The organism is Aquihabitans sp. McL0605 (assembly GCF_049993875.1).
Taxonomy (GTDB): domain Bacteria; phylum Actinomycetota; class Acidimicrobiia; order Acidimicrobiales; family Iamiaceae; genus Aquihabitans.
The window spans coordinates 3,558,754-3,582,688 of record NZ_CP188252.1 but is presented as its reverse complement, the minus strand read 5'-3'; the positions used below and the strand labels follow the sequence as shown (position 1 = coordinate 3,582,688).

General features: G+C 72.2%; 25 protein-coding genes and 1 tRNA gene. 11 read left to right on the top strand and 15 right to left on the bottom strand.

All coding sequences use genetic code 11. The features are described 5' to 3' along the window. Position 1: 1 nt before the first annotated feature. The 4 genes from ACPPVX_RS16520 to ACPPVX_RS16505 are packed head-to-tail and all read left to right on the top strand — an operon-like array spanning position 2 to position 3,196. Complete coding sequence (locus ACPPVX_RS16520) at positions 2 to 856, top strand: phytanoyl-CoA dioxygenase family protein (protein WP_426571671.1); 855 nt, start codon at positions 2 to 4, stop codon at positions 854 to 856. A gap of 33 nt (positions 857 to 889) precedes the next feature. Continuing rightward, positions 890 to 1,450 (top strand): GNAT family N-acetyltransferase, encoded by a 561-nt coding sequence (locus ACPPVX_RS16515; RefSeq protein ID WP_426571670.1) that lies wholly within the window; start codon positions 890 to 892, stop codon positions 1,448 to 1,450. Positions 1,451 to 1,502: 52 nt separating this feature from the next. After that, positions 1,503 to 2,606, top strand: coding sequence for an adenosine deaminase (locus ACPPVX_RS16510; RefSeq protein WP_426571669.1), 1,104 nt, complete (start codon positions 1,503 to 1,505; stop codon positions 2,604 to 2,606). After that, entirely contained in the window at positions 2,603 to 3,196 is a 594-nt protein-coding gene (locus ACPPVX_RS16505; protein ID WP_426571668.1) for a TIGR00730 family Rossman fold protein, read from the top strand. Before ACPPVX_RS16510 ends, ACPPVX_RS16505 begins: the two co-directional genes overlap by 4 nt. 123 nt (positions 3,197 to 3,319) lie before the next feature. Here the strand turns inward: ACPPVX_RS16505 and deoC are convergent, their stop codons facing one another. Next, positions 3,320 to 3,979, bottom strand: a complete 660-nt coding sequence (deoC, locus tag ACPPVX_RS16500) for a deoxyribose-phosphate aldolase (protein WP_426571667.1) — start codon at positions 3,977 to 3,979, stop codon at positions 3,320 to 3,322. Positions 3,980 to 4,087: 108 nt separating this feature from the next. Between deoC and upp the strand changes: the two genes are divergently transcribed. Continuing rightward, positions 4,088 to 4,711, top strand: a complete 624-nt coding sequence (gene upp, locus ACPPVX_RS16495; RefSeq protein WP_426571666.1) for a uracil phosphoribosyltransferase — start codon at positions 4,088 to 4,090, stop codon at positions 4,709 to 4,711. A gap of 68 nt (positions 4,712 to 4,779) precedes the next feature. Continuing rightward, positions 4,780 to 5,529, top strand: coding sequence for a VOC family protein (locus tag ACPPVX_RS16490; RefSeq protein WP_426571665.1), 750 nt, complete (start codon positions 4,780 to 4,782; stop codon positions 5,527 to 5,529). Positions 5,530 to 5,533: 4 nt separating this feature from the next. Here ACPPVX_RS16490 and ACPPVX_RS16485 read toward each other — a convergent pair whose 3' ends face one another. From ACPPVX_RS16485 to ACPPVX_RS16475, 3 genes are all read right to left on the bottom strand, one after another. After that, positions 5,534 to 7,270 carry a phospho-sugar mutase gene (locus ACPPVX_RS16485; protein ID WP_426571664.1) on the bottom strand — a complete coding sequence of 579 codons (1,737 nt, stop codon included), beginning with the start codon at positions 7,268 to 7,270 and terminating at the stop codon, positions 5,534 to 5,536. Next, the gene (locus tag ACPPVX_RS16480; protein WP_426575048.1) at positions 7,270 to 8,112 is read right to left on the bottom strand and encodes a purine-nucleoside phosphorylase; all 843 of its coding nucleotides are present in this window, start codon (positions 8,110 to 8,112) and stop codon (positions 7,270 to 7,272) included. Before ACPPVX_RS16480 ends, ACPPVX_RS16485 begins: the two co-directional genes overlap by 1 nt. A gap of 101 nt (positions 8,113 to 8,213) precedes the next feature. After that, a complete protein-coding gene (locus ACPPVX_RS16475) occupies positions 8,214 to 9,221 on the bottom strand; it encodes an adenosine kinase (RefSeq protein WP_426571663.1) in 1,008 nt (335 codons plus the stop codon). Between the two features lie 130 nt (positions 9,222 to 9,351). Here ACPPVX_RS16475 and ACPPVX_RS16470 point away from each other — a divergent pair, with 130 nt between their 5' ends. The 3 genes from ACPPVX_RS16470 (at position 9,352) to ACPPVX_RS16460 (ending at position 13,793) form a co-directional block, all read left to right on the top strand. Beyond that, the gene (locus ACPPVX_RS16470; RefSeq protein WP_426571662.1) at positions 9,352 to 9,996 is read left to right on the top strand and encodes a hypothetical protein; all 645 of its coding nucleotides are present in this window, start codon (positions 9,352 to 9,354) and stop codon (positions 9,994 to 9,996) included. A gap of 63 nt (positions 9,997 to 10,059) precedes the next feature. Continuing rightward, positions 10,060 to 12,630, top strand: a complete 2,571-nt coding sequence (locus ACPPVX_RS16465) for a M1 family metallopeptidase (RefSeq protein WP_426571661.1) — start codon at positions 10,060 to 10,062, stop codon at positions 12,628 to 12,630. Continuing rightward, positions 12,627 to 13,793, top strand: coding sequence for a metallophosphoesterase family protein (locus tag ACPPVX_RS16460; protein ID WP_426571660.1), 1,167 nt, complete (start codon positions 12,627 to 12,629; stop codon positions 13,791 to 13,793). Before ACPPVX_RS16465 ends, ACPPVX_RS16460 begins: the two co-directional genes overlap by 4 nt. Positions 13,794 to 13,832: 39 nt before the next feature. Here the strand turns inward: ACPPVX_RS16460 and ACPPVX_RS16455 are convergent, their stop codons facing one another. The 6 genes from ACPPVX_RS16455 to ACPPVX_RS16430 all read right to left on the bottom strand — a co-directional run bounded on the left by ACPPVX_RS16455 (position 13,833) and on the right by ACPPVX_RS16430 (position 17,387). Further along, positions 13,833 to 14,357: a DUF4333 domain-containing protein gene (locus ACPPVX_RS16455; protein ID WP_426571659.1), complete on the bottom strand. Its 525-nt coding sequence runs from the start codon at positions 14,355 to 14,357 to the stop codon at positions 13,833 to 13,835. Further along, positions 14,357 to 14,989, bottom strand: coding sequence for a lysoplasmalogenase (locus ACPPVX_RS16450; protein WP_426571658.1), 633 nt, complete (start codon positions 14,987 to 14,989; stop codon positions 14,357 to 14,359). The genes ACPPVX_RS16455 and ACPPVX_RS16450 overlap by 1 nt, the downstream gene beginning before the upstream one ends. A 34-nt stretch (positions 14,990 to 15,023) precedes the next feature. Continuing rightward, on the bottom strand, positions 15,024 to 15,650 hold the full coding sequence (locus ACPPVX_RS16445; RefSeq protein ID WP_426571657.1) for an NUDIX domain-containing protein: 627 nt from the start codon (positions 15,648 to 15,650) through the stop codon (positions 15,024 to 15,026). Beyond that, positions 15,611 to 16,810, bottom strand: a complete 1,200-nt coding sequence (locus ACPPVX_RS16440) for an NAD(P)/FAD-dependent oxidoreductase (protein WP_426571656.1) — start codon at positions 16,808 to 16,810, stop codon at positions 15,611 to 15,613. The genes ACPPVX_RS16445 and ACPPVX_RS16440 overlap by 40 nt, the downstream gene beginning before the upstream one ends. An 86-nt stretch (positions 16,811 to 16,896) precedes the next feature. Continuing rightward, positions 16,897 to 17,088, bottom strand: a complete 192-nt coding sequence (locus tag ACPPVX_RS16435; protein WP_426571655.1) for a ferredoxin — start codon at positions 17,086 to 17,088, stop codon at positions 16,897 to 16,899. A gap of 226 nt (positions 17,089 to 17,314) precedes the next feature. Next, a tRNA-Ala gene (locus ACPPVX_RS16430) sits at positions 17,315 to 17,387 on the bottom strand. A 267-nt stretch (positions 17,388 to 17,654) separates the two neighbouring features. Between ACPPVX_RS16430 and ACPPVX_RS16425 the strand changes: the two genes are divergently transcribed. After that, entirely contained in the window at positions 17,655 to 18,095 is a 441-nt protein-coding gene (locus ACPPVX_RS16425) for a CAP domain-containing protein (protein WP_426571654.1), read from the top strand. Positions 18,096 to 18,431: 336 nt separating this feature from the next. Here the strand turns inward: ACPPVX_RS16425 and ACPPVX_RS16420 are convergent, their stop codons facing one another. Continuing rightward, entirely contained in the window at positions 18,432 to 18,938 is a 507-nt protein-coding gene (locus ACPPVX_RS16420; protein WP_426571653.1) for a hypothetical protein, read from the bottom strand. 277 nt (positions 18,939 to 19,215) lie between these two features. Beyond that, positions 19,216 to 19,719, bottom strand: coding sequence for a cyclic pyranopterin monophosphate synthase MoaC (gene moaC / locus ACPPVX_RS16415; RefSeq protein WP_426571652.1), 504 nt, complete (start codon positions 19,717 to 19,719; stop codon positions 19,216 to 19,218). Positions 19,720 to 19,759: 40 nt separating this feature from the next. Here moaC and ACPPVX_RS16410 point away from each other — a divergent pair, with 40 nt between their 5' ends. After that, positions 19,760 to 20,659 carry a septum formation family protein gene (locus ACPPVX_RS16410; protein ID WP_426571651.1) on the top strand — a complete coding sequence of 300 codons (900 nt, stop codon included), beginning with the start codon at positions 19,760 to 19,762 and terminating at the stop codon, positions 20,657 to 20,659. A 25-nt stretch (positions 20,660 to 20,684) separates the two neighbouring features. Here the strand turns inward: ACPPVX_RS16410 and moaA are convergent, their stop codons facing one another. Genes moaA through galU form a run of 3 tightly spaced genes read right to left on the bottom strand, consistent with a single transcriptional unit; the run spans position 20,685 to position 23,870 of the window. Beyond that, on the bottom strand, positions 20,685 to 21,686 hold the full coding sequence (gene moaA / locus ACPPVX_RS16405) for a GTP 3',8-cyclase MoaA (protein ID WP_426571650.1): 1,002 nt from the start codon (positions 21,684 to 21,686) through the stop codon (positions 20,685 to 20,687). Between the two features lie 60 nt (positions 21,687 to 21,746). Continuing rightward, positions 21,747 to 22,964, bottom strand: coding sequence for a gephyrin-like molybdotransferase Glp (gene glp, locus ACPPVX_RS16400; RefSeq protein ID WP_426571649.1), 1,218 nt, complete (start codon positions 22,962 to 22,964; stop codon positions 21,747 to 21,749). 6 nt (positions 22,965 to 22,970) lie between these two features. After that, the gene (gene galU / locus ACPPVX_RS16395; RefSeq protein WP_426571648.1) at positions 22,971 to 23,870 is read right to left on the bottom strand and encodes a UTP--glucose-1-phosphate uridylyltransferase GalU; all 900 of its coding nucleotides are present in this window, start codon (positions 23,868 to 23,870) and stop codon (positions 22,971 to 22,973) included. Positions 23,871 to 23,935: the final 65 nt, after the last annotated feature.

Sequence of the window (23,935 nt, the reverse complement as noted above, 5' to 3'; positions counted from 1 at the left end):
CATGCACCTCGATGCCGACCAGCTCGATGCCTGGGAGCGCGACGGCTTCCTCACCATCCCCGGCGCGATCGACCCCGCTCGCTGCCAGGAGCTGATGCAGCGGGCCGACGAGATCGTCACCGCGTTCGACCCGGCCACGGTGTCGATCTTCTCCACCCACGAGCAGACGCGCACCTCCGACGAGTACTTCATGGCATCGGGCGACAACATCTCCTGCTTCTTCGAGGAGGAGGCGTTCGGCCCCGACGGCCGGCTCGTCCACGACAAGGCGCGGTCGATCAACAAGATCGGCCACGCCATGCACGACCTCGACCCGGTGTTCGACTCGTTCAGCCGGCAGGCCGCGTTCGCCGACGCAGCTGCGTCGATCGGCATCGCCCGCCCCCTGCTGCTCCAGTCGATGTACATCTTCAAGCCGCCGCACATCGGGGGCGAGGTCAGCTGCCACCAGGACTCCACGTTCCTCTACACCGACCCCATGTCGGTGGTGGGCTTCTGGGTCGCCCTCCAGGACGCCACCCTCGAGAACGGGTGCCTGTGGGCCCAGCCCGGTGGCCACCGCACCCCGCTGCGCAAGCGGTTCGTGCGCGAGCCCGGCGGTGGCACCTCGTTCGAGGAGCTCGACGCCACGCCCTTCCCGGAGCCCGGCGGCAGCGAGCTCGTCCCGCTCGAGGCCGAGGCCGGGACGATGGTGCTCCTCCACGGTCTGCTCCCCCACTGGAGCGACGTCAATCGCAGTGCGCGCAGCCGGCACGCCTATACGGTGCACATCATCGACGGAGCCACCAGCTACCCCGCCGAGAACTGGTTGCAGCGTTCACCCGACCTCCCGCTCCGGGGGTTCGACGCCGCGTGATCCCCCACCCGGGCAGATGAGGATCGATCCACGATGACGCCGGACCGCCACGACGAGCAGCTGAGCTTCCGGCCCATGGTCCTCGAGGACCTGCCCCAGCTCAGCGCCTGGCTCCAGGAGCCCCACGTGGCCGAGTGGTGGGACGACGCATCGGAGACCGTCGAGGGCGTCGAGGCCAAGTACCGCGACCGCGTCGAGGGCGAGCACCCCGTCGAACCGTGGGTGATGGAGGTCGAGGGCGTGCCCGTCGGGTTCGTGCAGTGGTACCGGGTCGAGGACGAAGCCGAGTGGTACCCCGGCCTCGCCATCCCGCCGGGGACCGTGGCCCTCGACATCGCCATCGGCGATCCCGACTACGTCGGCCGGGGCCACGGCCGCCGCCTGGTGCTCGAGTTCGTGCACCACGTCCTGCGCGCCCGAGCACCCGACTCGCCCGAGGTCTGGATCGACCCCAACCCCCGCAACCTCCGCGCCATGCGGGCCTACCGGGCGGCCGGGTTCACCGACACCGGCATCGACCTCCCCGACCCCGACGCCCCCTCCGAGGTCCGCCGCCTCCTCACCATGTCGTGGCCCGGCCCCACCTTCCACTAGGCGTTCACCAAACGGCCGCTCACCGATCCGTGGCCGCCGGTATGGTCCTCTGATGGCAGAGCGGATCGACATGGACTCCATCCGGCGGGCGCCCAAGGTGCTCCTGCACGATCACCTCGACGGCGGGTTGCGACCCTCCACGGTGATCGACATCGCGGCCGAGGTCGGCCACGAGCTGCCGACCACCGACCCCGACGCGCTCCAGGCCTGGTTCACCGAGGGTGCCAACCGGCGAGACCTCGACCTCTACCTCGACACCTTCGAGCACACCGTCGCCTGCATGCAGACCCCGGAGCACATCGAGCGCGTCGCCGCCGAGTGCGTCGAGGACCTGGCCGACGACGGCGTGGTCTACGCCGAGGTGCGCATGGCCCCGGAGCTGTGCATCGACGGCGGCCTCACCCCCGACGAGGCGGTCGAGGCCATCCTCGCCGGGTTCGACAAGGCCAGCTCCGGCCGCCGCATCGAGGTGGGCCTGCTCGTCACCGCCATGCGCCACGCCGCCCGCTCCACCGAGATCGCCGAGGTCGCCCTGCGCCACCGCGACCAAGGCGTGGTGGGCTTCGACATCGCCGGGAGCGAGTCGGGCAACCCGCCCAGCCGCCACCTCGACGCCTTCCGCACCATCGCCCAGGCCAACTCCCACATCACCATCCACGCCGGCGAGGCGTTCGGCCTGCCGTCCATCTGGGAGGCGCTGCAGATCTGCGGCGCCGAGCGGCTGGGTCACGGCGTCCGGATCATCGACGACATCGAGGTGGGCGACGGCGGGCAGATCTCTATGGGGCGGCTCGCCTCGTTCGTCCGCGACCGGCGGGTCCCGCTCGAGATGTGCCCCACCTCCAACGTCCACACCGGCGTGTGCGACACGGTCGCCGAGCACCCGATCGGACTGCTCCGGCAGCTCCGGTTCCGGGTCACGGTCAACACCGACAACCGTCTCATGAGCGACATCTCGATGTCCCGCGAGTTCGCCAACCTCCACGAGGCCTTCGGGTGGGGCTGGGACGACTTCGAGTGGCTCACGATCAACGCCATGAAGAGCAGCTTCTGGCCGTTCGACAAGCGCCTGCGGATCATCGACGACCAGATCAAGCCCGGATACGCCGCGCTGAAGGCCTCGGGCCTCGGCACGTCGGTCCGCACCGCCCCGTGAGCGGCCCGATCCGGAGCGTCGCCGTCTTCTGCGGGTCGAACCACGGCACCGAGCCCGCCTACGCGGCCGCGGCCGAGCACCTCGGCGGCCTGCTCGTCGAGCGCGGCATCGGCCTGGTCTACGGCGGCGGGGCCGTCGGCCTGATGGGGGTGGTGGCCGACGCCGTGCTGGCCGGCGGCGGCGAGGTCACCGGCGTGATCCCCCAGCACCTGTGGGACCGGGAGGTCGGCCACATCGGGCTGTCCGAGCTGCTCATCGTGGGCTCCATGCACGAGCGCAAGATGGCGATGGCCGACCGGGCCGACGCGTTCATCGCCCTGCCCGGCGGCGTCGGCACCCTCGAGGAGCTGTTCGAGGCCATCACGTGGACCCAGCTCGGCATCCACGAGAAGCCGGTCGGGCTGCTCGACGTCGCCGGCTTCTACGCCCCGCTCCTCGCCTTCCTCGACACCACGGTGGAGCAGGGCTTCCTCCGCCCCGGCCACCGGCAGATGATCGTGTCCTCCACCGACGGCACCGAGCTCCTCGACGCCCTCGCCGCCTGGGAGCCCGTCACCACCTCGAAGTGGCTGACCCCCGACGAGCGCTGACCCCGCCAACACCCGCCCCAAACCCGACCCAAACCTGAACTTGTTGCAGCCAGTGCTCCATGCAGCACTCAGTGCAACAAGTTCGTGCGGTTGGACGGGTGACGGTCGGGCCGCTCGACGGATCTACAGGGCTTCGAGGATCTGGCGGCTGGCGGAGCACCCCAGGCGGGTGGCGCCGGCGTCGATCATGTCGAGCGCGGCGCCGAGGCTGCGGATGCCGCCCGACGCCTTTACGCCCAGCCGGCCGTCGACGGTCTTGGCCATCAGCGCCACGGCGTGCAGGGAGGCACCACCGGCGTGGTGGAAGCCGGTGGAGGTCTTCACGAAGTCGGCACCGGCATCCTCGGCCACCTGGCAGGCCGAGACGATGGCGTCGTCGTCGGCCAGCGCCGCCGACTCGATGATCACCTTGAGGATCAGGGGCGACGGCACCACGGCGCGCACCGCGGCGATGTCTTCGCGCACGCGGTGCCACAGCCCGGCGGACGCCAAGCCCAGGTCGATCACCATGTCGAGCTCGGTGGCCCCCTCGGAGGCCGCCTGCGCGGCCTCGGCCGCCTTGGCCTCGGACCGGTGCGCACCCGAGGGGAAGCCCACCACCGTGCACACCGCGATGTCGTCGGGTACGGCGTAGGCCGCCAGCGGGAGGCGGTTCGGGGCGATGCACACGGCGGCGACCCCCAAGTCGGACGCCTCCCCGCAGAACATCGCCACCTGTCCAGGTGTGGCGGCCACATCGAGCAGGGTGTGGTCGATCATCCGGGCGAGCTCGGCACGTTGCATCGAGCCATGGTGCCAGCAGTTGGGGCCGAACCCACCGACGACGGTGTCAGCCAGGAGGCTCGGCCACCCTCCCGCACCCGACCGGTCCGGTGTGCGCATCATGGGAGGGTGCTGACCACCGTCGTCGACCACCCGCTCGCCGGCCGGGCCCTGTCCACCCTCCGCGACCAGGACACCGATCGGGCCGCGTTCCGCGTCGCCATGGACGACCTGGCCGGCATTCTGGTCTACGAGGCCACGCGCAGCCTGCGGGTGGAGACCGTCGAGATCACCACCCCGATGGCCGTCACCGAGGGGGTGCGGGTCACCGAGCCTCCCATGGCGGTGCCGATCCTGCGCGCCGGGCTCGGACTGCTCCCCGGTGTGCTGCGCTACCTGCCCGACTGCCCCACGGGGTTCATCGGCGTGGCCCGCAACGAGGAGACCCTGATCCCCGAGCCGTACATGAACTCGGTCCCCGACGACCTCCACGGCCGCGACGTGCTGGTGCTCGACCCCATGCTCGCCACGGGCGGATCGCTCATCTACGCGTGCGGGCTCCTGCGCGACCGCAACCCCGGCCGCCTGGTCGCCGTGTGCGTGCTGGCCGCGCCTGAGGGGGTGGCCGCGCTCGACCGGAGCGGCCTCGCCGACGAGCTGGTGGTGGGATCCATCGACGACCACCTCAACGAGGTGTCGTACATCGTCCCGGGCCTGGGCGACGCCGGCGACCGTCTCTACGGCACCGCCTGAGCGGCCCGATCGCGGCGCCACCACCAGCGCCACGTGTGCCCGGCCGTCCCGACGGGTAGGGGAAGGTCATGAGCATGCGCCTCGAGAGCCTCACCGTCGACGCCCGGGACCCGGAGGCCCTGGCCACGTGGTGGTCCGAGGCCCTCGGCTGGATCATCTGCTACGAGGGCGACGGCGAGGTCAACCTCTGCGAGCGCCTCGACCCCGACGGCACCCACCCGTACCCGGAGCTGTCGTTCGTGGCGGTCGAGCACCCCCACGAGGGCCAGGAGCGCATCCACCTCGACCTCAACAGCTTCTCGGTCAGCGACCAGCAGGCCACGGTGGCGCGCCTGACGGAGATGGGTGCGACGCCAGCCGACGTGGGCCAGGCCGACGATGCCCCGTTCGTGGTGCTGGCTGATCCCGAGGGCAACCACTTCTGCGTGCTCGACCCCCGACCCGAGTACGCGCACCTCGGGTCGGTCGCCGGGTTCACGCTCGCCGCCCACGACGCCGGCGCCCTCAAGGACCTGTGGGCCGCGGCCACCCAGTGGACCGTCACCCGCGACGACCCCGACTACGTGGTGCTCACCCCGCCCGACGGCGGCCTCCCGTTCGAGATCATCACCCGCCCCACCATGGGCGCCAGCGACGCCAAGGACCGGATCCACCTCGACCTGGCCCCCGCCGCCGACCAGGACCAGGCCGAGGTGGTGGCCCGCCTCGAGGCGCTCGGCGCCCGCCCCGTCGACGTCGGCCAGCAGGGCGACGAGTCCTGGGTGGTCCTGGCCGACCCCGAGGGCAACGAGCTCTGCGTCCTCTCCCCCAGGGACTGACCCCTCAGGTGAGGCCGGTGGCGGCGGCGACGGCGTCGACCAGGCGCTGCACCTCGGCGACGGCGCGCGCCCGCACCTCGGGCAGCTCGGTGGTCGACTCCACGGGCTCGACCACCTCGACGTAGGCCTTGAGCTTGGGCTCCGTGCCGCTCGGCCGCACCACCACCCGGGCCCCGTCGAGGTGCCAGATCAGCACGTCGCTGGGCACGAAGCCACGTCCGGCATCGCCATCGATCAAGTCGTCGGTGCGGATCACCGGACGACCGGCCAGCTCCGTCGGAGGGCCGGTCCGCATGCGGTGCATGGCCGCCGCCATGACCTCCATCGCATCGGCGCCGGGGATCCGCACCGACCACTGGGTGGTCTGGTGGACGCCGTGGGCGATGGCCAGCTCGTCGAGCACGTCGAGCACCGTCAGCCCCTCGTCGGCCAGGGCGGCGACGGCCTCGGCGAACACGACCGCGGCGGTGATGCCGTCCTTGTCGTGCACGAGGTCGCCGATGCAGAAGCCGAGCGCCTCCTCGTAGCCGAAGCCCAGGTGCCCGTGGGGCCCCGCCGCCCGGCAGACCCACTTGAACCCGGTGAGGGTCTCGACGAAGCGGACGTCGACCGCCGCGGCCATCTTCCCGAGCAGCGTGGACGACACGATGGTGGTGGCCAGGGTGGCGCCCGGGGCGATGCCCCCGTTGGAGAGCAGGTGGTCGGCCAGCACCGCGCCGATCTCGTCGCCCCGCAGCGCTCGCCACCCGCCGGGCGAGCCCGGGTCGGGCACGGCGGCTCCCAACCGATCGGCATCGGGGTCGTTGGCGATCAGGACCTGGGCGTCGACCCGGCGGGCCGTGGCCAGGCCGAGGTCGAGAGCACCGGGCTCCTCGGGGTTCGGGAACGCGACCGTGGGGAAGTCGGGGTCGGGCTCGACCTGCTCGGCCACCTCGTGGGCGGGCTCGAAGCCGGCCGCCTCGAAGACCCGGCGGAAGGTGGCGGCCCCCACGCCGTGCATCGCGGTGTAGGCCACCCGGACCGAGCGAGCCTCGGGCACCAGGCCCACCTGCGAGGCACCGGCGACGTAGGCGGCGAGCAGCTCGTCGCCCACGTGGACGATGTCGGGGTCGCCGTCGTCGGCGTAGCGCACGTCGACCGCACGGGGCGTGGCGTCGATGGCCGCGGCGATGATGGCATCGAACGGGCCGACGATCTGGCGGCCGGTCCCGTCGTAGACCTTGTACCCGTTGTCCTGCGGCGGGTTGTGGCTGGCCGTGACCATCACGCCGGCCGCGGCACCGAGGTGGCGCACGGCGAACGCCAGGACCGGCGTGGGCAGCGGGCCCGGCAGCAGGTGAGCGCGGATCCCGGCCTCGGCGAAGATGGCCGCGCTGCGGGTGGCGAAGTCGGCGGAGCGGTGACGGGCGTCGAAGCACACCACCACGCCCCGGGCGGCGGCATCGGCCGGACCGTCGGAGCGGAGCCACGACACGATGCCGTTGGCGGCCCTGGTGACGACCGCCAGGTTCATGCGGTTGGGGCCGGCGCCCAGGGCGCCGCGGAGCCCGGCCGTCCCGAAGTCGAGGTCGGCGGCGAAGCGCTCGGCGAGGTCGGCCGCAGCCGCAGGGTCGCCACCCTCGGCCGCCTCGATGATCGCGTCGAGCTCCTCGCGGGTGGTGGGGTCGGGATCGGCGGCCACCCACGACCAGGCCCGCTGCACCAGCTCGGGATCGACGGGTGGGTTGGCGGTGCCGGCCATCAGGTCCGCCCCACGATCTGGGCGATGAGCCCACCCATCCGCTCGGCGCTGTGGGCCGCCACCGCCAGCACGTCGTCGTGGTCGAGCACCTCGTCGGACAGCCCGGCCGCCAGGTTGGTGACCAGCGAGACGGCCAGCACCTCGGCGCCGGCGTGCACCGCGGCGATGGTCTCGATGACCGTGGACATGCCCACCAGATCGGCGCCCAGCGTGCGAGCCATGCGCACCTCGGCGGGGGTCTCGTAGGTGGGGCCGAGGAACCCGCCGTAGACGGCCTGCTCCAGGGTGGGGTCGACCGAGCGGGCCAGGTCTCGCAACCGGGGCGAGTACGCCGTCGACATGTCGGGGAACCGCGGCCCGATCCGGTCGTCGTTGGGGCCGAGCAGCGGCGTGCGCCCGGTGAGGTTCACGTGGTCGGAGATGAGCACGGGCTGGCCGGGCCACATGCCGGGCCGCAGGCCGCCGGCGGCGTTGGTGAGCACGACCGTGGAGCACCCGGCCCGGACGGCCGTCCGCACGGCGTGGGCCACCACGTTGGGGTGGTGGCCCTCGTAGAGGTGGACGCGGCCCATGAACGCAAGGATGCGGCGGTCGCCGTTGACGATGGACCGCACCGACGTGCCGTGCCCCTGCACCGACGCCTCGGGGAACCCGCCCAGGTCGGTCATGGGCAGCTCGGCCGCCACCTCGCCCATCTGGTCGGCGGCCGGCTTCCACCCCGACCCGAGCACGATGGCGATGTCGTGGCGATCGGCGCCCGTGGCCGCCGCCAGCGCCGCCGCCGATGCCTGGGCCGCCTCGTAGGGCTGCTCGACCGGATCAGGGAAGCTCATGGCGGCCAGTCTGCCCGAGCACCCCCGCCGACGTGCAGAACCGTGTCCCTGCGACACGAGACCGCACCGCCACCCGGGATGCCGGGCGGGCGAGGTGGAACGCCGGCGGGTCAGCCGAGGAGGGAGACGGTCTGGGCGAGGTTCATGCCCGGACGGGGACCGATGTGGCCGATGACGGCCGCGGCGGCGATCGAGCCGAGGCGGCCCGACTCCTGGAGGGTGCGGCCCTGCGACCAGCCGTAGAGGAACCCGGCGGCGTAGAGGTCGCCGGCGCCGGTGGTGTCGACCCGCTTGGGGACCTGGTGGGCCTCGACGGGGACGACCTCGTCGGCGGTGACCACGACCGACCCGTGGCGGCCGCGTGTGACCGCCGCGATCTCGCAGCTGCCCCGCACGGCGGCGATGCCCGCATCGAAGGAGTCGACGCCGTAGAGCTTCATGATCTCCTCCTCGTTGGCGAAGAGGATGTCGACGCCGCCCTGGACCAGCTCGAGGAAGTCGGCCTGGTGGCGGTCGACGCAGAAGCTGTCGGAGAGCGTCAGCGACACCTTGCGGCCCGCCGAGTGGGCCGCTTCGGCGGCGACCCGGAAGGCGGCCTTGGCCTCGTCGCGATCGAAGAGGTAGCCCTCGAGGAAGGTGACCTTGGCCGACGCGATCAGGTCGAGGTCGAGGTGGTCGGCGCACAGGGTGGCCGACGCGCCGAGGTACGTGTTCATGGTGCGCTCGCCGTCGGGGGTGACCACGATCATGCAGCGGCCGGTGGGGTCGCCATCGGTGGCCAGGTCGGCGGAGAAGTGCACCCCGAGCGAGTTGAGGTCGTGGCCGAACGCCTTGCCCAGGCCGTCGTCCTTCACCCGGCCGATGTAGGCCGCCCGCCCGCCGAAGGAGGCGACGCCCGACAGCGTGTTGGCCGCGGAGCCACCGGAGGCCTCGGTCTTGTCGTCGCCCATGGCGGCGTAGATCTCTTGGGCCCGCTCGGTGTCGATCAGCGTCATCGAGCCCTTGGTGAGGTGCAGCTCGTCGATGAACGACTCGGCCTCGGTGCTCAGCACGTCGACGAGGGCGTTGCCGATCCCGAGCACGTCGAAGGCGGGTGACTGGTCCGTAGGGCTGCTCACAAGGCGGAAACCCTAGGCGGGCAGGGCGTCTCGGACGGAACCTGGACCGCTGGCCAGGGGCGCGGCACCGGCCCGTCTAGCGTGGGCGCCCACGTCACGACCGTGCCCTCCCCCTCCCCAGGAGCCAGCCATGACCCGCTCGTCCACCCTTCGCTTCGGCACCGCCGCGGCCGCCGTCGCGATGGCCGCGCTGCTGGCCGCCTGCGGTTCGAGCGGCGGCGACCAGGCGGACAGCACCACCACGACCGCCGCCTCCACCACCACGGCCGATGCCGGCACCACCACCTCCACCACCGACGGCACCACCTCCACCAGCAGCGCTGCGGGCGGCACCACGTCCACCACCCTCAGCAGCGAGGGGGTCGACACCGAGACCACCAAGCTCGAAACGCTCCCCGACGGGAAGCACTACGGCTACATCGCCGGCATCGAGAACGGCACGGTGGAGGGCCAGGCCGTCCAGGTGATCATCTTCGACAAGGTCGACTTCCTCACCGGCGCCGACGCGGTGGCCGCCGCCCACGAAGACGGCGCCATCCCCGCCGACCAGGACTTCGTCGACAACGACTACTACATCCGCAACCAGAACCAGACGGTCCGGCGCCTCGCCGTGGTCCCCGATGCCACCGTCACCTCGCTGAGCGGCGGCTCGCCCGACCCGGTGCCGTCCAGCGTCACCGAGGTGGCCAAGACCGACTTCCTGTACAAGATCGACGTGGGCAACGTGCGGGGCATCACCACGGTGTCGAGCATCGAGGGCGTGTTCTTGCCCTGAGGTCCACGGCCCCGCCGGTAGCCTCGGCCGGGTCCTGATCGCCACCTGCTGACGAGGAACCCCGTGCCCGAGCACGACCTGAACCGCCTGCCCACCACCGTGGTGCCGTCGCACTACGACCTGGAGCTGATCCCCGACCTCGACGCCGCCACGTTCACCGGCACCGAGGCAGTGACGGTGGTGGTCGCCGAGGCCACCGACACCCTCATCCTGCACGCCCTCGACCTGGAGATCTCCGAGGCGTGGCTGCAGCAGGACGACGTCCGCATCGAGGCCACCCCCTCGTTCGACACCCCGTCGGAGACCGTCACGCTCACGCTCTCCACCCCCGCCGAGCCGGGGTCCTGGACCCTCCACACCAGCTTCACCGGCGAGCTCAACGACAAGCTGGTGGGCTTCTACCGGTCCACGTTCGTCGACGATGCCGGCGTCACCCAGACGCTGGCGTGCACCCAGTTCGAGTCCACCCACGCCCGCCGTTCGTTCCCGTGCTGGGACGAGCCGGCGTTCAAGGCCACCTTCGCCATCCGCCTGGTGGTCGACGACGGCCTGTTCGCCGTGTCCAACGCCATGGAGACCGCGGTCGACGAGCTGCCCGACGGCCGGCGCCGCGTCCACTTCGCCCCCACCATGCACATGTCCACCTACCTGGTGGCGTTCATCATCGGGCCGCTCGAGGCCAGCGAGACGGTCGACGTCGACGGCGTGCCGCTGCGGGTCATCGCCCCTCCCGGCAAGGCCGACCTCACCCCGTTCGCGCTCGACGTGGGCGCCTTCTCGCTGCACTTCCTGGCCGAGTGGTACGGGATCCCCTACCCCGGCGACAAGCTCGACCTCATCGCCATCCCCGACTTCGCGTTCGGGGCCATGGAGAACCTGGGCTGCGTCACGTTCCGCGAGACCGCCCTCCTGCTCGACCAGGACCACTCCACCCAGGCCGAGCTGCAGCGGGTGGCCGACGTCGTGGCCCACGAGATCGCCCACATGTGGTTCGGCGACCTCGTCACCATGGGCTGGTGGAACGGCATCTGGCTGAACGAGGCCTTCGCCACGTTCATGGAGATGCTCACCACCGACGCCTACCGGCCCGAGTGGGAGCGCTGGACCGACTTCGGGCTGGCCCGGTCGGCCGCGTTCGACACCGACTCGCTCACCACCACCCGGCCCATCGAGTACGAGGTGGTCACCGCCGCCGACGCCGAGGGCATGTTCGACGTCCTCACCTACGAGAAGGGCGCGTCGGTCGTCCGGATGCTCCAGCAGTACCTGGGCGAGGACCGCTTCCAGGCCGGCATCCGCCACTACCTCGACACCCACAAGTTCTCGAACACCGAGACCACCGACCTGTGGGACGCCATCGAGCACGCCACCGGTGAACCGGTCCGCCAGATCATGGACTCGTGGATCTTCCGGCCCGGCCACCCGGTCATCGGCATCGAGCGGTCGGCCGACGGCACCTCGCTCACCGTCACCCAGGACCGCTTCTCGTTCCAGCCCGACGCCGCCGCGGGGGTGGAGCTCCCCACCGAAGAGCCCCGGTCGGTGCCCGTCGTGCTGCGGCTGGGCCACGGCGACGAGACGTCGCTGCACCGCCTGCTGCTCACCGAGCACCAGGCCACGGTCGAGGTCGAGCACGTGCCCGACTGGATCGTCGGCAACCACGAGGGCAACGGCTTCTACCGCGTCGAGCTCGCCGATGCCGAGCTGGCCACCCTGGCGGCCAGTGCCCTCGAGGTGGCGTCGCCGCTCGAGCGCTACGGCCTGGTCGAGGACGAGTGGGCCCTGATCCTGGCCGGCCGGGGCTCGGTCGCCGGGTTCCTCAACCTGGCCCGGAGCCTGGCCAACGAAGAGGACCTCTCGGTCTGGCAGCGCACCATCGGTGCCCTCGGCAGCCTCAGCCGCACGGCCGGCGACGACAACGAGGCGTCGTTCGAGGGCTGGGTCCGCGCCCTGCTCGGCCCTGCGCTCCAGCGCCTCGGCGACACCCGCGTGCCGGGCGAGCCCGAGCGCACCACCGCGCTGCGGGCCTCGCTGTTCGACGCCCTCGCCCGCACGGGCAACGACACCTCCCGCCGCGAGCAGGCCGCCGCCCACTTCGCCGCCCTCGGCGAGAACCCGGCCGCGGTCGATGCCGACCTGGCCGATGCCGTCGTGCGCGTCGTGGCCTCCACCGCGAACGCCGACACGTGGGAGGAGCTGCGCCGCCGCGCCGCCGCCGCCCGCACCGCGCAGGACACCCTCCGCCACCAGGGTGCCCTCGCCGACACCGACGACACGTCGCTGGTGCTGCGGTTCTGCGAGCTGTGCCTCACCGACGAGATCCGGGCCCAGGACGCCTTGTTCCTCCTGCGCCGGGCCCTCGCCAACCGCCACGCCAGCGCCGAGGTGTGGACGTTCCTCACCGAACGGTGGGAGCAGATCACCACCCAGTTCCCGTCGAGCACCGTGCCCCGCCTCATCGAGGGGATCCGCGGCATCACCGACCGCAAGCTCGCCACGCAGGTGGTCGAGTTCCTCGAGGCCAACCCGCCCAAGCAGGGCGCCACGCTGGTCCGCCAGCACATCGAGCGGATGTGGGTCACCGTCGCCCTGGCCGATCGGGTGCCCGCAGAGCTGGGCGCGGCGCTCGGGTGATCCTCAACCGCCGGACCCCGTCGATCTGGGTGTTCGGTGTCGACCACGACGCCATCCAGCTGACCTGGCGCCTCCTCGCGCCCGGCCCGCTGCGCCTGCGGGTGGTCGAGGACGACGTCGACTGCGACGTCACGCTCCAGGTCGACGCCACGCCGGGGGCGGTCCTCCTCACCGGCCTGCCGTCCGGGCGCCTGCTCACCGTCGAGGCGAGCGGCGCCTCCCTGGCCGGACCGGTGCGCCTGCTGGCCCGCACCCTCGCCGCGCTCCCCGGCGAAGAGCTCTGCCGGATCGCCACCGTCAGCGACCTGCACCTCGGCACCGAGGTGTTCGGCCACCGCGGCACCATCGACGATCCGTTCCTCCACCCCGACCCGCACCCGGTGCGCTGCGCCCGCGCCGCGCTCGGCGAGGCGGTGGCGTGGGGTGCCGAAGCCATCGTCGCCAAGGGCGACCTCACCAACAAGGGCAACCCCAGCGAGTGGCGGCAGTACGCCGACCTCCTCGCCGAGGTGCCGGTGCCCGTCGACGGCCTGCCCGGCAACCACGACCACGGCCACCCCGAGGCCCGCCACGCCCTCACCCCTGCCGAAGCCGCCGGTGCGTTCGGGCTCTCGATCGCCCAGCCGCTCACGGTGCGCGACCTGCCCGGGCTGCGCGTCCTGCTCATCGACACCACCCGAGGCGGACGCCACGGCGGCACGCTGGCGCCGGTCCTGCACGACGTCATGGACGCCGTGGCTGAAGCCGATCCGGCGGGCGGGGTGCTGATCGCCCTCCACCACCAGCTCCAGCCGCACCGCCTCCCCGAGGGCTGGCCGCCCGGGATCGGGCGCGACGAGAGCGCGTCGTTCCTCGATCTGCTGGGGGCCGCCCACCCGCACGTGCTGGTCACCAGCGGCCACACCCACCGCCACCGCCGCTGGGGGCGAGCGGGTGTGGTGGTGACGCAGGTCGGCTCCACCAAGGACTTCCCCGGCGTGTGGGCCGGCTACGTGGTGCACGAGGGCGGCATGCGCCAGATCGTGCGCCGCACGCAGGCCCCCGACGCCATCGCCTGGACCGACTACAGCCGTGTCGCCGCCTTCGGCGCCTGGGAGCACGCCGCCCCCGGCCGCCTCGACGCCCGCTGCTTCGACATCGCCTGGAGCCGGCGCCACCCCTGAGGTGGGCCGCACCCTGAGGCGGATCGATCCTGCGCCCGGCTACTTCGCCTGGGCCGGCTTCACCGTGAACGAGAGGGTGCCGCTCGGGTCGACCACGGTGACGGTGACCGAGCGCTTGCTGGTGAGGTCGGCGGCGCTGCACGTCGACGTGCTCCTGGGAGCACGCACCTCGAACCCGCCCTTCCTGCAGTCCACCAGGAACTTCCGGCCGAACTGCTTGGCGAGCGACGCGCTCAGCTTGGCGGCCACCTGGTCGCTGGAGACCACGGCGGCGAGCGGCGTGACGCGCAGCGTGCCCCGGTCGTCGGTCTGGCGGACGGTGACCCGCAGGGTGCCGGCCTTCGACCCCAGGACGATGCGGCACTCGAACGTGCGGCCGGTGCCCTTGGGCAGGTCGGCCGGGCACGTCGTGGACTTCACGGCCGGCTCCACCTTGGCGGCCACCGACCGGCCGACGGCGCGCTCGGTGGCGGCCTGGTCGAGCGTGCTCGCCGAATCGCTGCACGCGGCGGCGGCCACGAGCAGGCCCACCGCCAGCACCATCGCCGCCCCGGTCCGTCGCATCACACCAGCCAGGCGACGAGGCCGATCTGGCCGAGGTGGTACGTGACCATCACGGCGAGGGGGCCGAACCGGCGCTGGTCGACGAAGCGGTTCCAGGCGAGCGTGGCGTCAGAGGCGTAGAAGAGCGAGGCGCCGGCGATGGCCCACGGGTCGGCCGTCCCGAACGCGCTGACCACCATGGCGGAGATCACCACCAGGTAGGCGATGACGGGCCCCACCATCTCCGGCTGGGTCTTCCTCACCGTCTGCACCACGGAGCGGCCCACCACGGCGACGCACGCCACCACCACGGCCAGGCCCACCAGGCTCCAGCCCAGCGACGTGGGCGCCAGCTGCAGCCCCACGATGTAGGCGATGTGGCCCAGCAGGAACGAGACCAGCCCGGCCACGAACCACTTCTCGTCGAGCATCAGGAACACGTCGCCCGCCAGCGACAGGAGCAGGCCGATCACCATGGCGGTGCGGATCTTGCTGTCGACAGGGTCGAGGGTGACAGCCACGCCGATCAGGAACACCAGGGTGGCCGGCTTGGCGACGTAGCGGACCGAGACCCGGCCCACCCACGTGGCCCACCAGTCGGTGAGCGCGAAGGCGAAGGTCAGGCCCAGCAGGACCCACGACGTGGTGGTCATCGCCTCTTCCAGCCCTGGTGCACGGGGGCCGACACTACCCGTGGGGTGCGGGAGGCGGTCCGGGCTCGGGGCCGGGGCCGGGATCGATCAGGGCCCCCAGCGCCGAAGCGGCGAGCGTGAGCGAGTCGGGGCACAGCTGGCGCCCGGCGATCCACTGCTCGATGTCGTCGAGCCGGATGCGGTCGGCCGTCAGGACCTCGCCATCGGGGAACGTGAACGGGCCGTCGTGGCGAGCCAGGTAGACCCGGCCCAGGAGCGACACGTCGGCGTCGTCGTAGGCGCCGCCACCGATCTCCTGGAGGCCGGCTTCGACGCCCGCCTCCTCGCGCAGCTCGCGGAGGGCGGCATCGCCCCAGTCCTCGCCCACACCGACCACGCCGCCGAACGCCACGTCCCAGCGGCCCGGCCACACGTCCTTCCAGAGCGCCCGCTGGTGCACGATCAGCTGCTCGTCGCGGTCGACCACCACGATGTAGGTGCAGCGGTGGCGCAGGCGGCGCGAGCGCATCTCGGCGCGGGTGACCACGTCGAGCACCGTGCCCGCTTCGTCGACCACCTCGACCAGCTCCCGGGCGGCCGAGGCCGCGGCCTCGGCCCCCGCACCGGAGGCGGGCCCGTCGGTCACGGAGCGGCCGCCGCCGCGGCGAGGGCGTCGTCCCATCCCAGCCCCTCGGCGATGGCCCGGCGGTAGCGGATCACCTTGGCCGGCATGTTCATCGTGAGGGCGCCGACCACCTTGCCGTCGCGGCCGTAGAGGGCGCAGAACCGCCGGTCCTCGAGCGACCCGGCCACCATGGCGATGTCGTCGGTGGGCCGGACCCGGCCGGCGAGCTGGATCTTGCGGTCGTACTGGTCGCTCCAGAAGAACGGCACCGGGGCGAACGCATCACCGGGACCATCGCCCGCGAGAAGCCGGCGGGCGGCGTGGGCGCCCATGTCGAGGGCGTGCTCCCAGTGCTCGACGCGCATGACCTCGTCGTAGAGCTCGTTGGGCCAGCGGGCCACGTCGCCGCAGGCCACCACCCCCGGGGCCGCGAGCGTGGTGGCGTCGCACAGGACGCCGTCCTCGAGCGTGAGGCCGCTGTCCTGCAGCCACTGGGTGTTGGGGATGACCCCGATGCCCACCACCACCAGGTCGGCGGCGACCGTGGTGCCGTCGGTGAGGTGCACGGCGAGCGGCGACCCGGCGTCGATCGAGGCCACGCCGGTGTCGAGCCGGAGGTCGACCCCGTGGTCGCGGTGCACGTCGGCGACCACCGCACCCATCTCGGCGCCCAGCACCCGGGCCAGCGGCGCCGGGAGGGGCTCGACCATGGTGACCTCGACCCCGCGCTCTCGGCACGACGCCGCCACCTCGGCGCCGATGAACCCAGCCCCGACCACCAGCACCCGGGTGGCGCCCGCATCGAGCGCATCGCGCACGGCCAGGGCATCGTCGAGGGTGCGGAGGGCGTGGACGCCGGCCATGTCCTCGGTGCCGGGGATCATCCGCGGCGCGGCGCCGCACGCGATGACCAGGCCGTCGTAGGCCAGCGTCCGCCCGTCGCCCAGCGCCACCTGCCGGGCCGCCAGGTCGAGCCCCACCGCCGATGCGCCCAGCTCCCAGGTGAGGTCGAGCGCCTCGTTGGCGCCACCGGGCAGGGCCACCCGCTCGGCGTCCCAGTCGCCGCGCAGGACCTGCTTCGACAGCGGGGGCCGGTCGTAGGGCCGACGGGCCTCGTCACCCACCAGGGTGATCGTGCCGACGAAGCCGTCGGTGCGCAGCGTCTCCGCGGCGCGGAGACCCGCGAGCGAGGCTCCGACGATGACGATGTGATCCACGGGTGGTGCGTCCTTGGGTGACGTGGCCGTCGGCGGGGGGTGGCACCGCCGAGGCGACGGCGACCCAGGCGGACGGCGAGAGCGGGTCAGCCCTCGATGCTGATGGCCTGCTTGGGGCAGCGGGCCGCGGCCTCGGTCACCTTGGCGCGGAGGCTCTCATCGGGCTCCTCCTGCAGGACGTACAAGAAGTCGTCGTCGCGCACCTCGAACACCTCGGGCGCGATGCCCATGCAGACCGCATTGCTCTCGCACAGATCGAAGTCGACAACCACTCGCATCACGCCTCCAGGGGGTGGAACCGGTTCCTCCCGGCAACGTAGCCGCTGCTCGTGGGTGGCCGCGCGATGAGAGCGAATGCGCGCAAGCGCACCCGGGGCGACCAGGGCCCACCTGCGTGCTCGACCGCGCCGGGATGGCGTCTCGGACGGCCACCGGGCCGCCAGCCCAAAACGTGAACGATGCCCCGAGACAGCCCCGAAGGGTGTCCCGAGGCATCGCGCGGGGTGGAGGTGAGGGGAATCGAACCCCTGGCCTCCTCGATGCGACCGAGGCGCTCTACCAACTGAGCTACACCCCCGAAACGGGAATCGAACCCTAGCGCGACCCCTCCGCCCCGCTGCCACTCCGATGCCCCGATGACGACGTCGTCACGGCCCGTGCTCGTGTCGCTACTCATCGTGCGTCACCTTCGGTGGGGCCAGATCTAGGCCGCCCGGACCATTTCTCCCGACACCCGCCTCACAAAGCCCCAGTTCAGCCACACGGCGTGGTATTTCGGTCACGGAGGGCAGGAATCGACCCTCAAGTGTGGGGTGGTCGCGGCCGAGAGAGAGGTATGGCATCCGTGTCCCAGACCTCACTCCCGAAGCCCCGGCACCTGCTGGTGCTGGCGGTGGCCCTCAGCCTCGGGCTGCTGACCGCCTGCCTCGGCGCCCCCCAGTCGCAGGTGCTCTCCGAGCTCAACGGCGATCGCACCGCCAACCACCTCCGTGCCCTCGGCACCCAGGCCGACGCGCAGCGCAAGGCCCAGGCATGGGCTGAGAAGCTCGCTCGCGAGAACAAGCTGTACCACTCGAACCTCCCCGACGGCATCAACGTCAAGTGGTGCTCGATCGGCGAGAACGTCGGCTACGGCCCGAGCGTGCCGGCCGTCGAGGACGCCTACATGAACTCCCCCGGCCACAAGGCCAACATCCTCAACACCAAGTGGAACGGCGCCGGGGTCGGGTTCGCCAAGAACGGCAACCGCGTCTACACCGTCCAGGTCTTCATCAAGACCTGCTAGCAGCGTCGCTTCCTGACGGCACCTCGCGGAGGCCGGGCCCGGGGGCCCGGCCTCCGTCGCGCCCGCCACCGGCCCGCCGCCAGACCGCCGCCCAAGCCAGAGCTCGGCCCCGCCCATCATCTGGTCGATGCTCCACCCCACGGGTGCACGATCGACCACAAGAAGGGACGACTCGGCGCCCGCCACCGGCCCCGCTCACAAGCTGGTCGATCCTCCACCCCACAGGTGCACGATCGACCACAAAAGGGGGGACGATCATGGCCCCGGCTCAAGCCGGAGCGCGGTCGAGCAGAGACGACCGCACGCACGAGGGGTGCCCCTGGTCGGGGCCCGGCCTCAGTTGGAGGCGGAGCGGCGGATGGCCAGCGTGGGGGTGCTGGCGACGCGGGGGGCGGCCTGCGGGCGCAGGACCCGGACCTTGGCGGCGGCTTCGTCGGCCCGCACGCGGAGCTGGACGAGGGCGTAGATGTAGGCGCCGAGGGCGCCGGCCGAGGCGAGGAAGAGCAGCATCGTCATGGCGCTGGTGGAGACCAGCACGAGCAGCATCGAGACGATGGTGGCGACGCCGAGGCCCACGAGCACGTTCTGGCGGCGGCGGACCACCTGGCTGCGGTTCATCTGGGCGGTGCCGACGTTGGTGGCCGAACCGGTGGGGCGGTACGGGGCGTAGGTGCCGACCGGGCGGAGGGAGGTGCCGGGGGTGGCGCGCTCGAGGGTGGACAGCTGGCGGCGGAACGACACGACGGAGCTCGCCGGGCGGCCCTCACGGTGCTTGCGCATCATCGGAGGGACAAGGAAGAACGCCCACACGATTGCCAGGCACACGAATGCGAGCATCTCCACGTGGTGAACCTTCCTCATTGCTGTCGTGCAGACCGTACGCATCCCGCCCGCTGAAGGGGTGGATGGCACGAACGTGCGGTGAACCTGCTCCGTCCATCTCCTGATCACCAGGTGACCGGGCGGCTGCAGTTGTTACGGTTTTACTACGGATCGGGTCTGCAGGTCCACCTCGACGACGGGCGTCACATCGATCCGGACACTCCTCCCGACTCCGTGGAGGGCCCGCCCACTAGGGCCTAGGGCCAGCCGAAACCTGGACGAACTCCCAGGTCAGCGGTCAGAGACCGAGGTCGAGCTCGGGGTCGGTGGCCTCGCGCCGGAAGGTGCCCGAACGCCCCCCGGTCTTCTCCCAGAGGGCCACGTCGCCGATCGTCATGGAACGGTCAGCTGACTTGCACATGTCGTAGATCGTGAGGGCCGCGACCGACACCGCGGTGAGCGCCTCCATCTCGACGCCGGTGCGGTCGATCGTGTCGACGTGGGCCTCGATCTCGATGAACGTGTCGTCGATGTGGAAGTTGATCAGCACGGCGCCCACGAGCAGCGGGTGGCACAGCGGGATCAGGTCGGAGGTGCGCTTGGCGGCCTGGATGCCGGCCACCCGGGCGACGTTGAGCACGTCGCCCTTGCCAACCGAGCCGCGGGCCACGAGCGCCGTGGTCTCGGGCTGCATGTGCACGCGGCCGCGGGCGACGGCCCGGCGGTGCGACGGGTCCTTGGGCGTGACGTCGACCATGCGGGCACGGCCCAGCGGGTCCAGGTGGGTGAGGCGCTCAGGCATCGTCCGAGTCTAGGTGTGACCGGGCGGTACCCTTCCGTCCGTGGGGTGGAGGGCGGCGCTCGGTGCCGCGGCCTTGGCGATCGGCGTGGCGTCGGCCACCGCATCGTGCACCGCCGCCGGAGACCACTCCAAGGCGTCGGGGAGCACCAGCACCACCTACGTCTTGACCTACCACGACTACCAGCGGGGCGACTGCGTGGCGTGGGATCAGCAGCGCCAGAAGGCCGACGCCCGCGCCATCGCGATCGTCCCGTGCTCGAAGCCCCACGTCATGGAGATCACCGGGTCCACGGAGGTGCGCGACGACGGGACCGGGTACCCGACCGCCCAGGCCTCCGATCTCCGGGTCCGCCGACCGTGCACCGCCAAGGCGAGCGCCCTGCTGGGCCAACCCCTCGAGGCCGACGGGCGGTTCTCGCTCTACGGCCTGGGCATCACGCCGGAGGGGTGGCAGGAGGGCGAGCGCACCTACTGGTGCGGACTGGCCGAGATGGACGGGACCGACGGGACCGGGCGCTTGGCGGTCATGCGGACCGGTGACGCCCGCGGTGCGTCGCAGCGCCTGATCATCCCGGCCGGGACCTGCCACTCCTCGTACCACCAGCAGGTCGCCCAGCCGCACCTCGCCGCCCTGGTGCCGTGTGACCAGCCCCACGGGTGGGAGTCGATCGGCAGCGCCAAGGCCACGGCACCCAAGGGCGCGCCGTACCCGAGCACCGCGGACCTCCGCCGCCAGGTCGACGCTCGCTGCGATGCCCTCCTGAAGGCGTACGCGCCGTCATCGGCCGAGGTCCACGCGGGGAAGGTGGTGGCGACGCGGCTCGGCATGACCGTGACGGACTGGGCCGCCGGCGAGCGCGAGTTCCAGTGCCTGGCCGAACGACCGCCGGGACCCGACCTGCAGGAGGACCTGCTGATCGACCACTCGATCCGGGGCTGACCGCCCAGGGCTCGAGCGGGCGGCGCTAGCCGCCGATCTCGGACATGGATCGGGTGGGACGGGTGAAGGAGACCTCGCTGATGCCGTGGCCCGCCCACTTGCCGGCCACCGTGGCGACCAGCGCCGCTTCGAGGTCGTCGTCGGTGCCACCCGAGCGCAGCAGCGTCCGCAGGTCGGTCTCGTCGGTGGCGAACAGGCAGGCGCGCAGCTGGCCATCGGCGGTGAGGCGCACCCGGTCGCAGCTGGAGCAGAAGGGCTCGGTGACCGTGCCGATCACCCCGACCGCGCCGGTGCCGTCGAGGTAGCGGTGGGTCTGGGCCGGATCGGATCCACGCTCGATGGCCTCCAGCGGGAACACGGCGTCGATGGCGGCGACGATCTCCGCCGACGGCAGCACCGAGCCGCTGGTCCACTTCTGCTCGGCGTCGAGCGGCATGAACTCGATGAAGCGGACGACGACGCCCTCGTCGCGGCCGAACCGGGCGAAGTCGACGATCTCGTCGTCGTTCACGCCGCGGACCACGACGACGTTGACCTTCACGGGGTCGAACCCGGCAGCCACGGCGGCACGGATCCCGTCGAGGACCCGGGGCAGCTCGTCGCGCCGGGTCAGCGCGGCGAAGCGCTCGGGCTGGAGCGAGTCGAGCGAGATGTTGATGCGGTCGAGCCCGGCGGCGTGCAGGTCGTGGGCCATGGTGGTGAGGGTGGACCCGTTGGTGGTGAGGGCCAGGTCGACGCCGAGCGGCGACAGCATCTCGACCAGGTGCGGCAGCCGGGCCCGCACGGTGGGCTCGCCACCGGTGAGCCGGATCGAGTCGAACCCGAACCGCTCCACGCAGACCGTGGCCACGCGGGTGAGCTCCTCGAAGGTGAGCAGGTCCGAGCGCGGGTGCCAGTCCATGCCCTCGGCCGGCATGCAGTAGGTGCACCGGAAGTTGCAGCGATCCGTGACCGAGATCCGCAGGTCACGGTGGACGCGACCGAACCGGTCCGCCAAGGGGCGGGCGAGGTCGACGGGGACGGTCATCCCCCCAGGCTACGGCGCGCCGCGCCCGACCGCCTCAGCCCGGGGCCGGGTCTCGATCGATCAGGTGGGCGCGGAGAGCAGGACCACGGTGACCTGGTCGCCGGGGGCCACGGTGGTGCCGGCCGGGATGAGCGCCAGGCCGTTGGCGTCGGCGGTGGCCGACAGGTGGTGGCTGGCCTGGGCCGGGACCGGCGCGGCGCGCAGGCCCGGACCGTCCCAGGTGCAGGCCACGCGGAGGTACACGTCGCGCGGGCCGGCGCCCGAGAGCTCGACGGCGCTGGTGGCGGTGACGCGCGGCAGGTCGAGGTCGGAGCGGCCGGCCAGGCGGCGCAGCCCCGGCACGCCGAGGAGCGACAGCGAGACCATCGACGACACCGGGTTGCCCGGCAGGCCGAACACCGGCGTGCCGTCGAGCATGCCGAACGCGAACGGCTTGGCCGGGCGGATGGCGATCTGCATCCACCGCATGTCGGCCAGCTCGCCGAGCACCACCTTCACCAGGTCGAAGTCGCCCATGCTCACCCCGCCGCTGGTGGCCACGGCATCGCAGGTGGCAGCCGCGTCGCGGAGCGCGGTTGCGAGGGCATCGCGATCGTCGGCCACGGTGCCGAGGTCGACGGCGTCGATGCCGAAGGACCGGGCCAGGGCCACGAGCATCGGCCGGTTGCTCTCTCGGATCTGACCAGGGGCGAGCGGGCGGTCGTCGTCGATCAGCTCGTCGCCGGTGGAGATCACGCCGAGGCGCGGCCGGCGGATGACGACGGGCCGGCGCACGTTCACCGACGCGAGCACGCCGAGGTGGGCGGGGCCCAGCAGCGTGCCGCCGTCGATCACCTGCTCCCCCGCGGTGATGTCGCTGCCGGCCGAGCGGATGTTCCGGCCCGGTTCGACCGACGCCAGGATCTCGATCTCGGTGGCGTCGGGCCCGCCCCGCGTGGCCTCGACCATCACCACGGCGTCGGCGCCCGGGGGCATCGGCGCACCCGTCATGATGCGCACGGCCTGGCCCGGGCCCACCTCGGTGGTGGCGGCGGCGCCGGCGGCGACCGTGGCGACGACGGGCAGGGTGACGGGCCGGTCCTCGGACGCGCCGGCGACGTCGGCGGCGCGGACCGCGAACCCGTCCATGGCCGAGTTGTCCCACGGCGGCACGGCTTCGGGAGCCACCACGGGGCCGGCCAGCACGCAGCCCGCCGCGTCGATGAGCGGCACAGGGACCGGGCCGCGGGGGTGGCAGCGCGACAGCACGTGCTCTCGGGCTTCCGCCAGGGGGATCATCGGGCGCTACTCGGCGTGGAGGCCGTGGCGACGGCAGATCTCGGCGAGGAACCGGCCGAACGCGGGGCCGAGGTCGGGGCGCTCGAGGGCCAGCTCGACGATCGTCTGCAGGTACGCCGGGACCGTGCCGGTGTCGTAGCGGCCGCCGTCGAACGTGGCGCCGTAGACGGCCTGGTCGGCGAGGAGCAGGGCGATGGCATCGGTGAGCTGGATCTCGCCCCCGACCCCCGGCTCGACCTGCTCGAGCTTCTCGAAGATCTCCGGCGTGAACACGTAGCGGCCCATGACCGCCAGGTTCGACGGCGCCACCGCCGGCTCGGGCTTCTCGACGATGTCGAGGATCTGCACGAGGTGGTCGGAGATGCGCTCGGGCTTGGCGCAGCCGTAGCGCTTGATCTCGCTCTCGGCCACCTCCTGCAGCGCCAGCACCGACCGGCCGTACTGGGTGTGGATCTTGATCATGTCTCGCAGGAGCGAGTTGCCGTGGGCCATGAACTCGTCGCCGAGCAGCACCACGAACGGGTTGTCGCCGACGTGCTTCTGCGCCACCGACACCGCGTGGCCCAGGCCGAGCGGCTCGCCCTGGCGCACGTAGTGGATGTCGGCCAGCTCCGCGAGGTCGACCACCTCGGCCAGCTCGTTGGTCTTGCCCGACTTGTCGAGGTGGTACTCGAGCTCGAACTGGCGGTCGAAGTGGTCTTCGATCGACCGCTTCGAGCGACCGGTGATGATCAAGATGTCGTCGATGCCGGCGGCGACGGCCTCCTCCACCACGTACTGGATGGCGGGCTTGTCGACCACCGGCAGCATCTCCTTGGGCTGCGCCTTGGTGGCGGGCAGGAAGCGCGTGCCGAGGCCCGCGGCGGGGATCACGGCCTTGCGAACTGCTGATCTCGGGGTGCTCACGTCGGGCAGTCTCGCGCAGCGCCACCGCGGCGCGGCGGCCGCCCGCTGCCAGCGCATGTGCCGCA

What these genes read in the sequence shown, in the direction of transcription:
- ACPPVX_RS16445 (WP_426571657.1), bottom strand. Translation starts at nt 15,650, where the DNA reads ATGGGACGACGCCCTCGCCGCGGCGGCGGCCGCTCCGTGACCGACGGG.
- ACPPVX_RS16450 (WP_426571658.1), bottom strand. Translation starts at nt 14,989, where the DNA reads ATGACCACCACGTCGTGGGTCCTGCTGGGCCTGACCTTCGCCTTCGCG.
- ACPPVX_RS16435 (WP_426571655.1), bottom strand. Translation starts at nt 17,088, where the DNA reads ATGCGAGTGGTTGTCGACTTCGATCTGTGCGAGAGCAATGCGGTCTGC.
- ACPPVX_RS16485 (WP_426571664.1), bottom strand. Translation starts at nt 7,270, where the DNA reads ATGGCCGGCACCGCCAACCCACCCGTCGATCCCGAGCTGGTGCAGCGG.
- moaA (WP_426571650.1), bottom strand. Translation starts at nt 21,686, where the DNA reads ATGACCGTCCCCGTCGACCTCGCCCGCCCCTTGGCGGACCGGTTCGGT.
- ACPPVX_RS16490 (WP_426571665.1), top strand. Translation starts at nt 4,780, where the DNA reads ATGAGCATGCGCCTCGAGAGCCTCACCGTCGACGCCCGGGACCCGGAG.
- moaC (WP_426571652.1), bottom strand. Translation starts at nt 19,719, where the DNA reads ATGCCTGAGCGCCTCACCCACCTGGACCCGCTGGGCCGTGCCCGCATG.
- ACPPVX_RS16470 (WP_426571662.1), top strand. Translation starts at nt 9,352, where the DNA reads ATGACCCGCTCGTCCACCCTTCGCTTCGGCACCGCCGCGGCCGCCGTC.
- glp (WP_426571649.1), bottom strand. Translation starts at nt 22,964, where the DNA reads ATGATCCCCCTGGCGGAAGCCCGAGAGCACGTGCTGTCGCGCTGCCAC.
- ACPPVX_RS16515 (WP_426571670.1), top strand. Translation starts at nt 890, where the DNA reads ATGACGCCGGACCGCCACGACGAGCAGCTGAGCTTCCGGCCCATGGTC.
- ACPPVX_RS16455 (WP_426571659.1), bottom strand. Translation starts at nt 14,357, where the DNA reads ATGCGACGGACCGGGGCGGCGATGGTGCTGGCGGTGGGCCTGCTCGTG.
- ACPPVX_RS16510 (WP_426571669.1), top strand. Translation starts at nt 1,503, where the DNA reads ATGGCAGAGCGGATCGACATGGACTCCATCCGGCGGGCGCCCAAGGTG.
- ACPPVX_RS16520 (WP_426571671.1), top strand. Translation starts at nt 2, where the DNA reads ATGCACCTCGATGCCGACCAGCTCGATGCCTGGGAGCGCGACGGCTTC.
- deoC (WP_426571667.1), bottom strand. Translation starts at nt 3,979, where the DNA reads ATGCAACGTGCCGAGCTCGCCCGGATGATCGACCACACCCTGCTCGAT.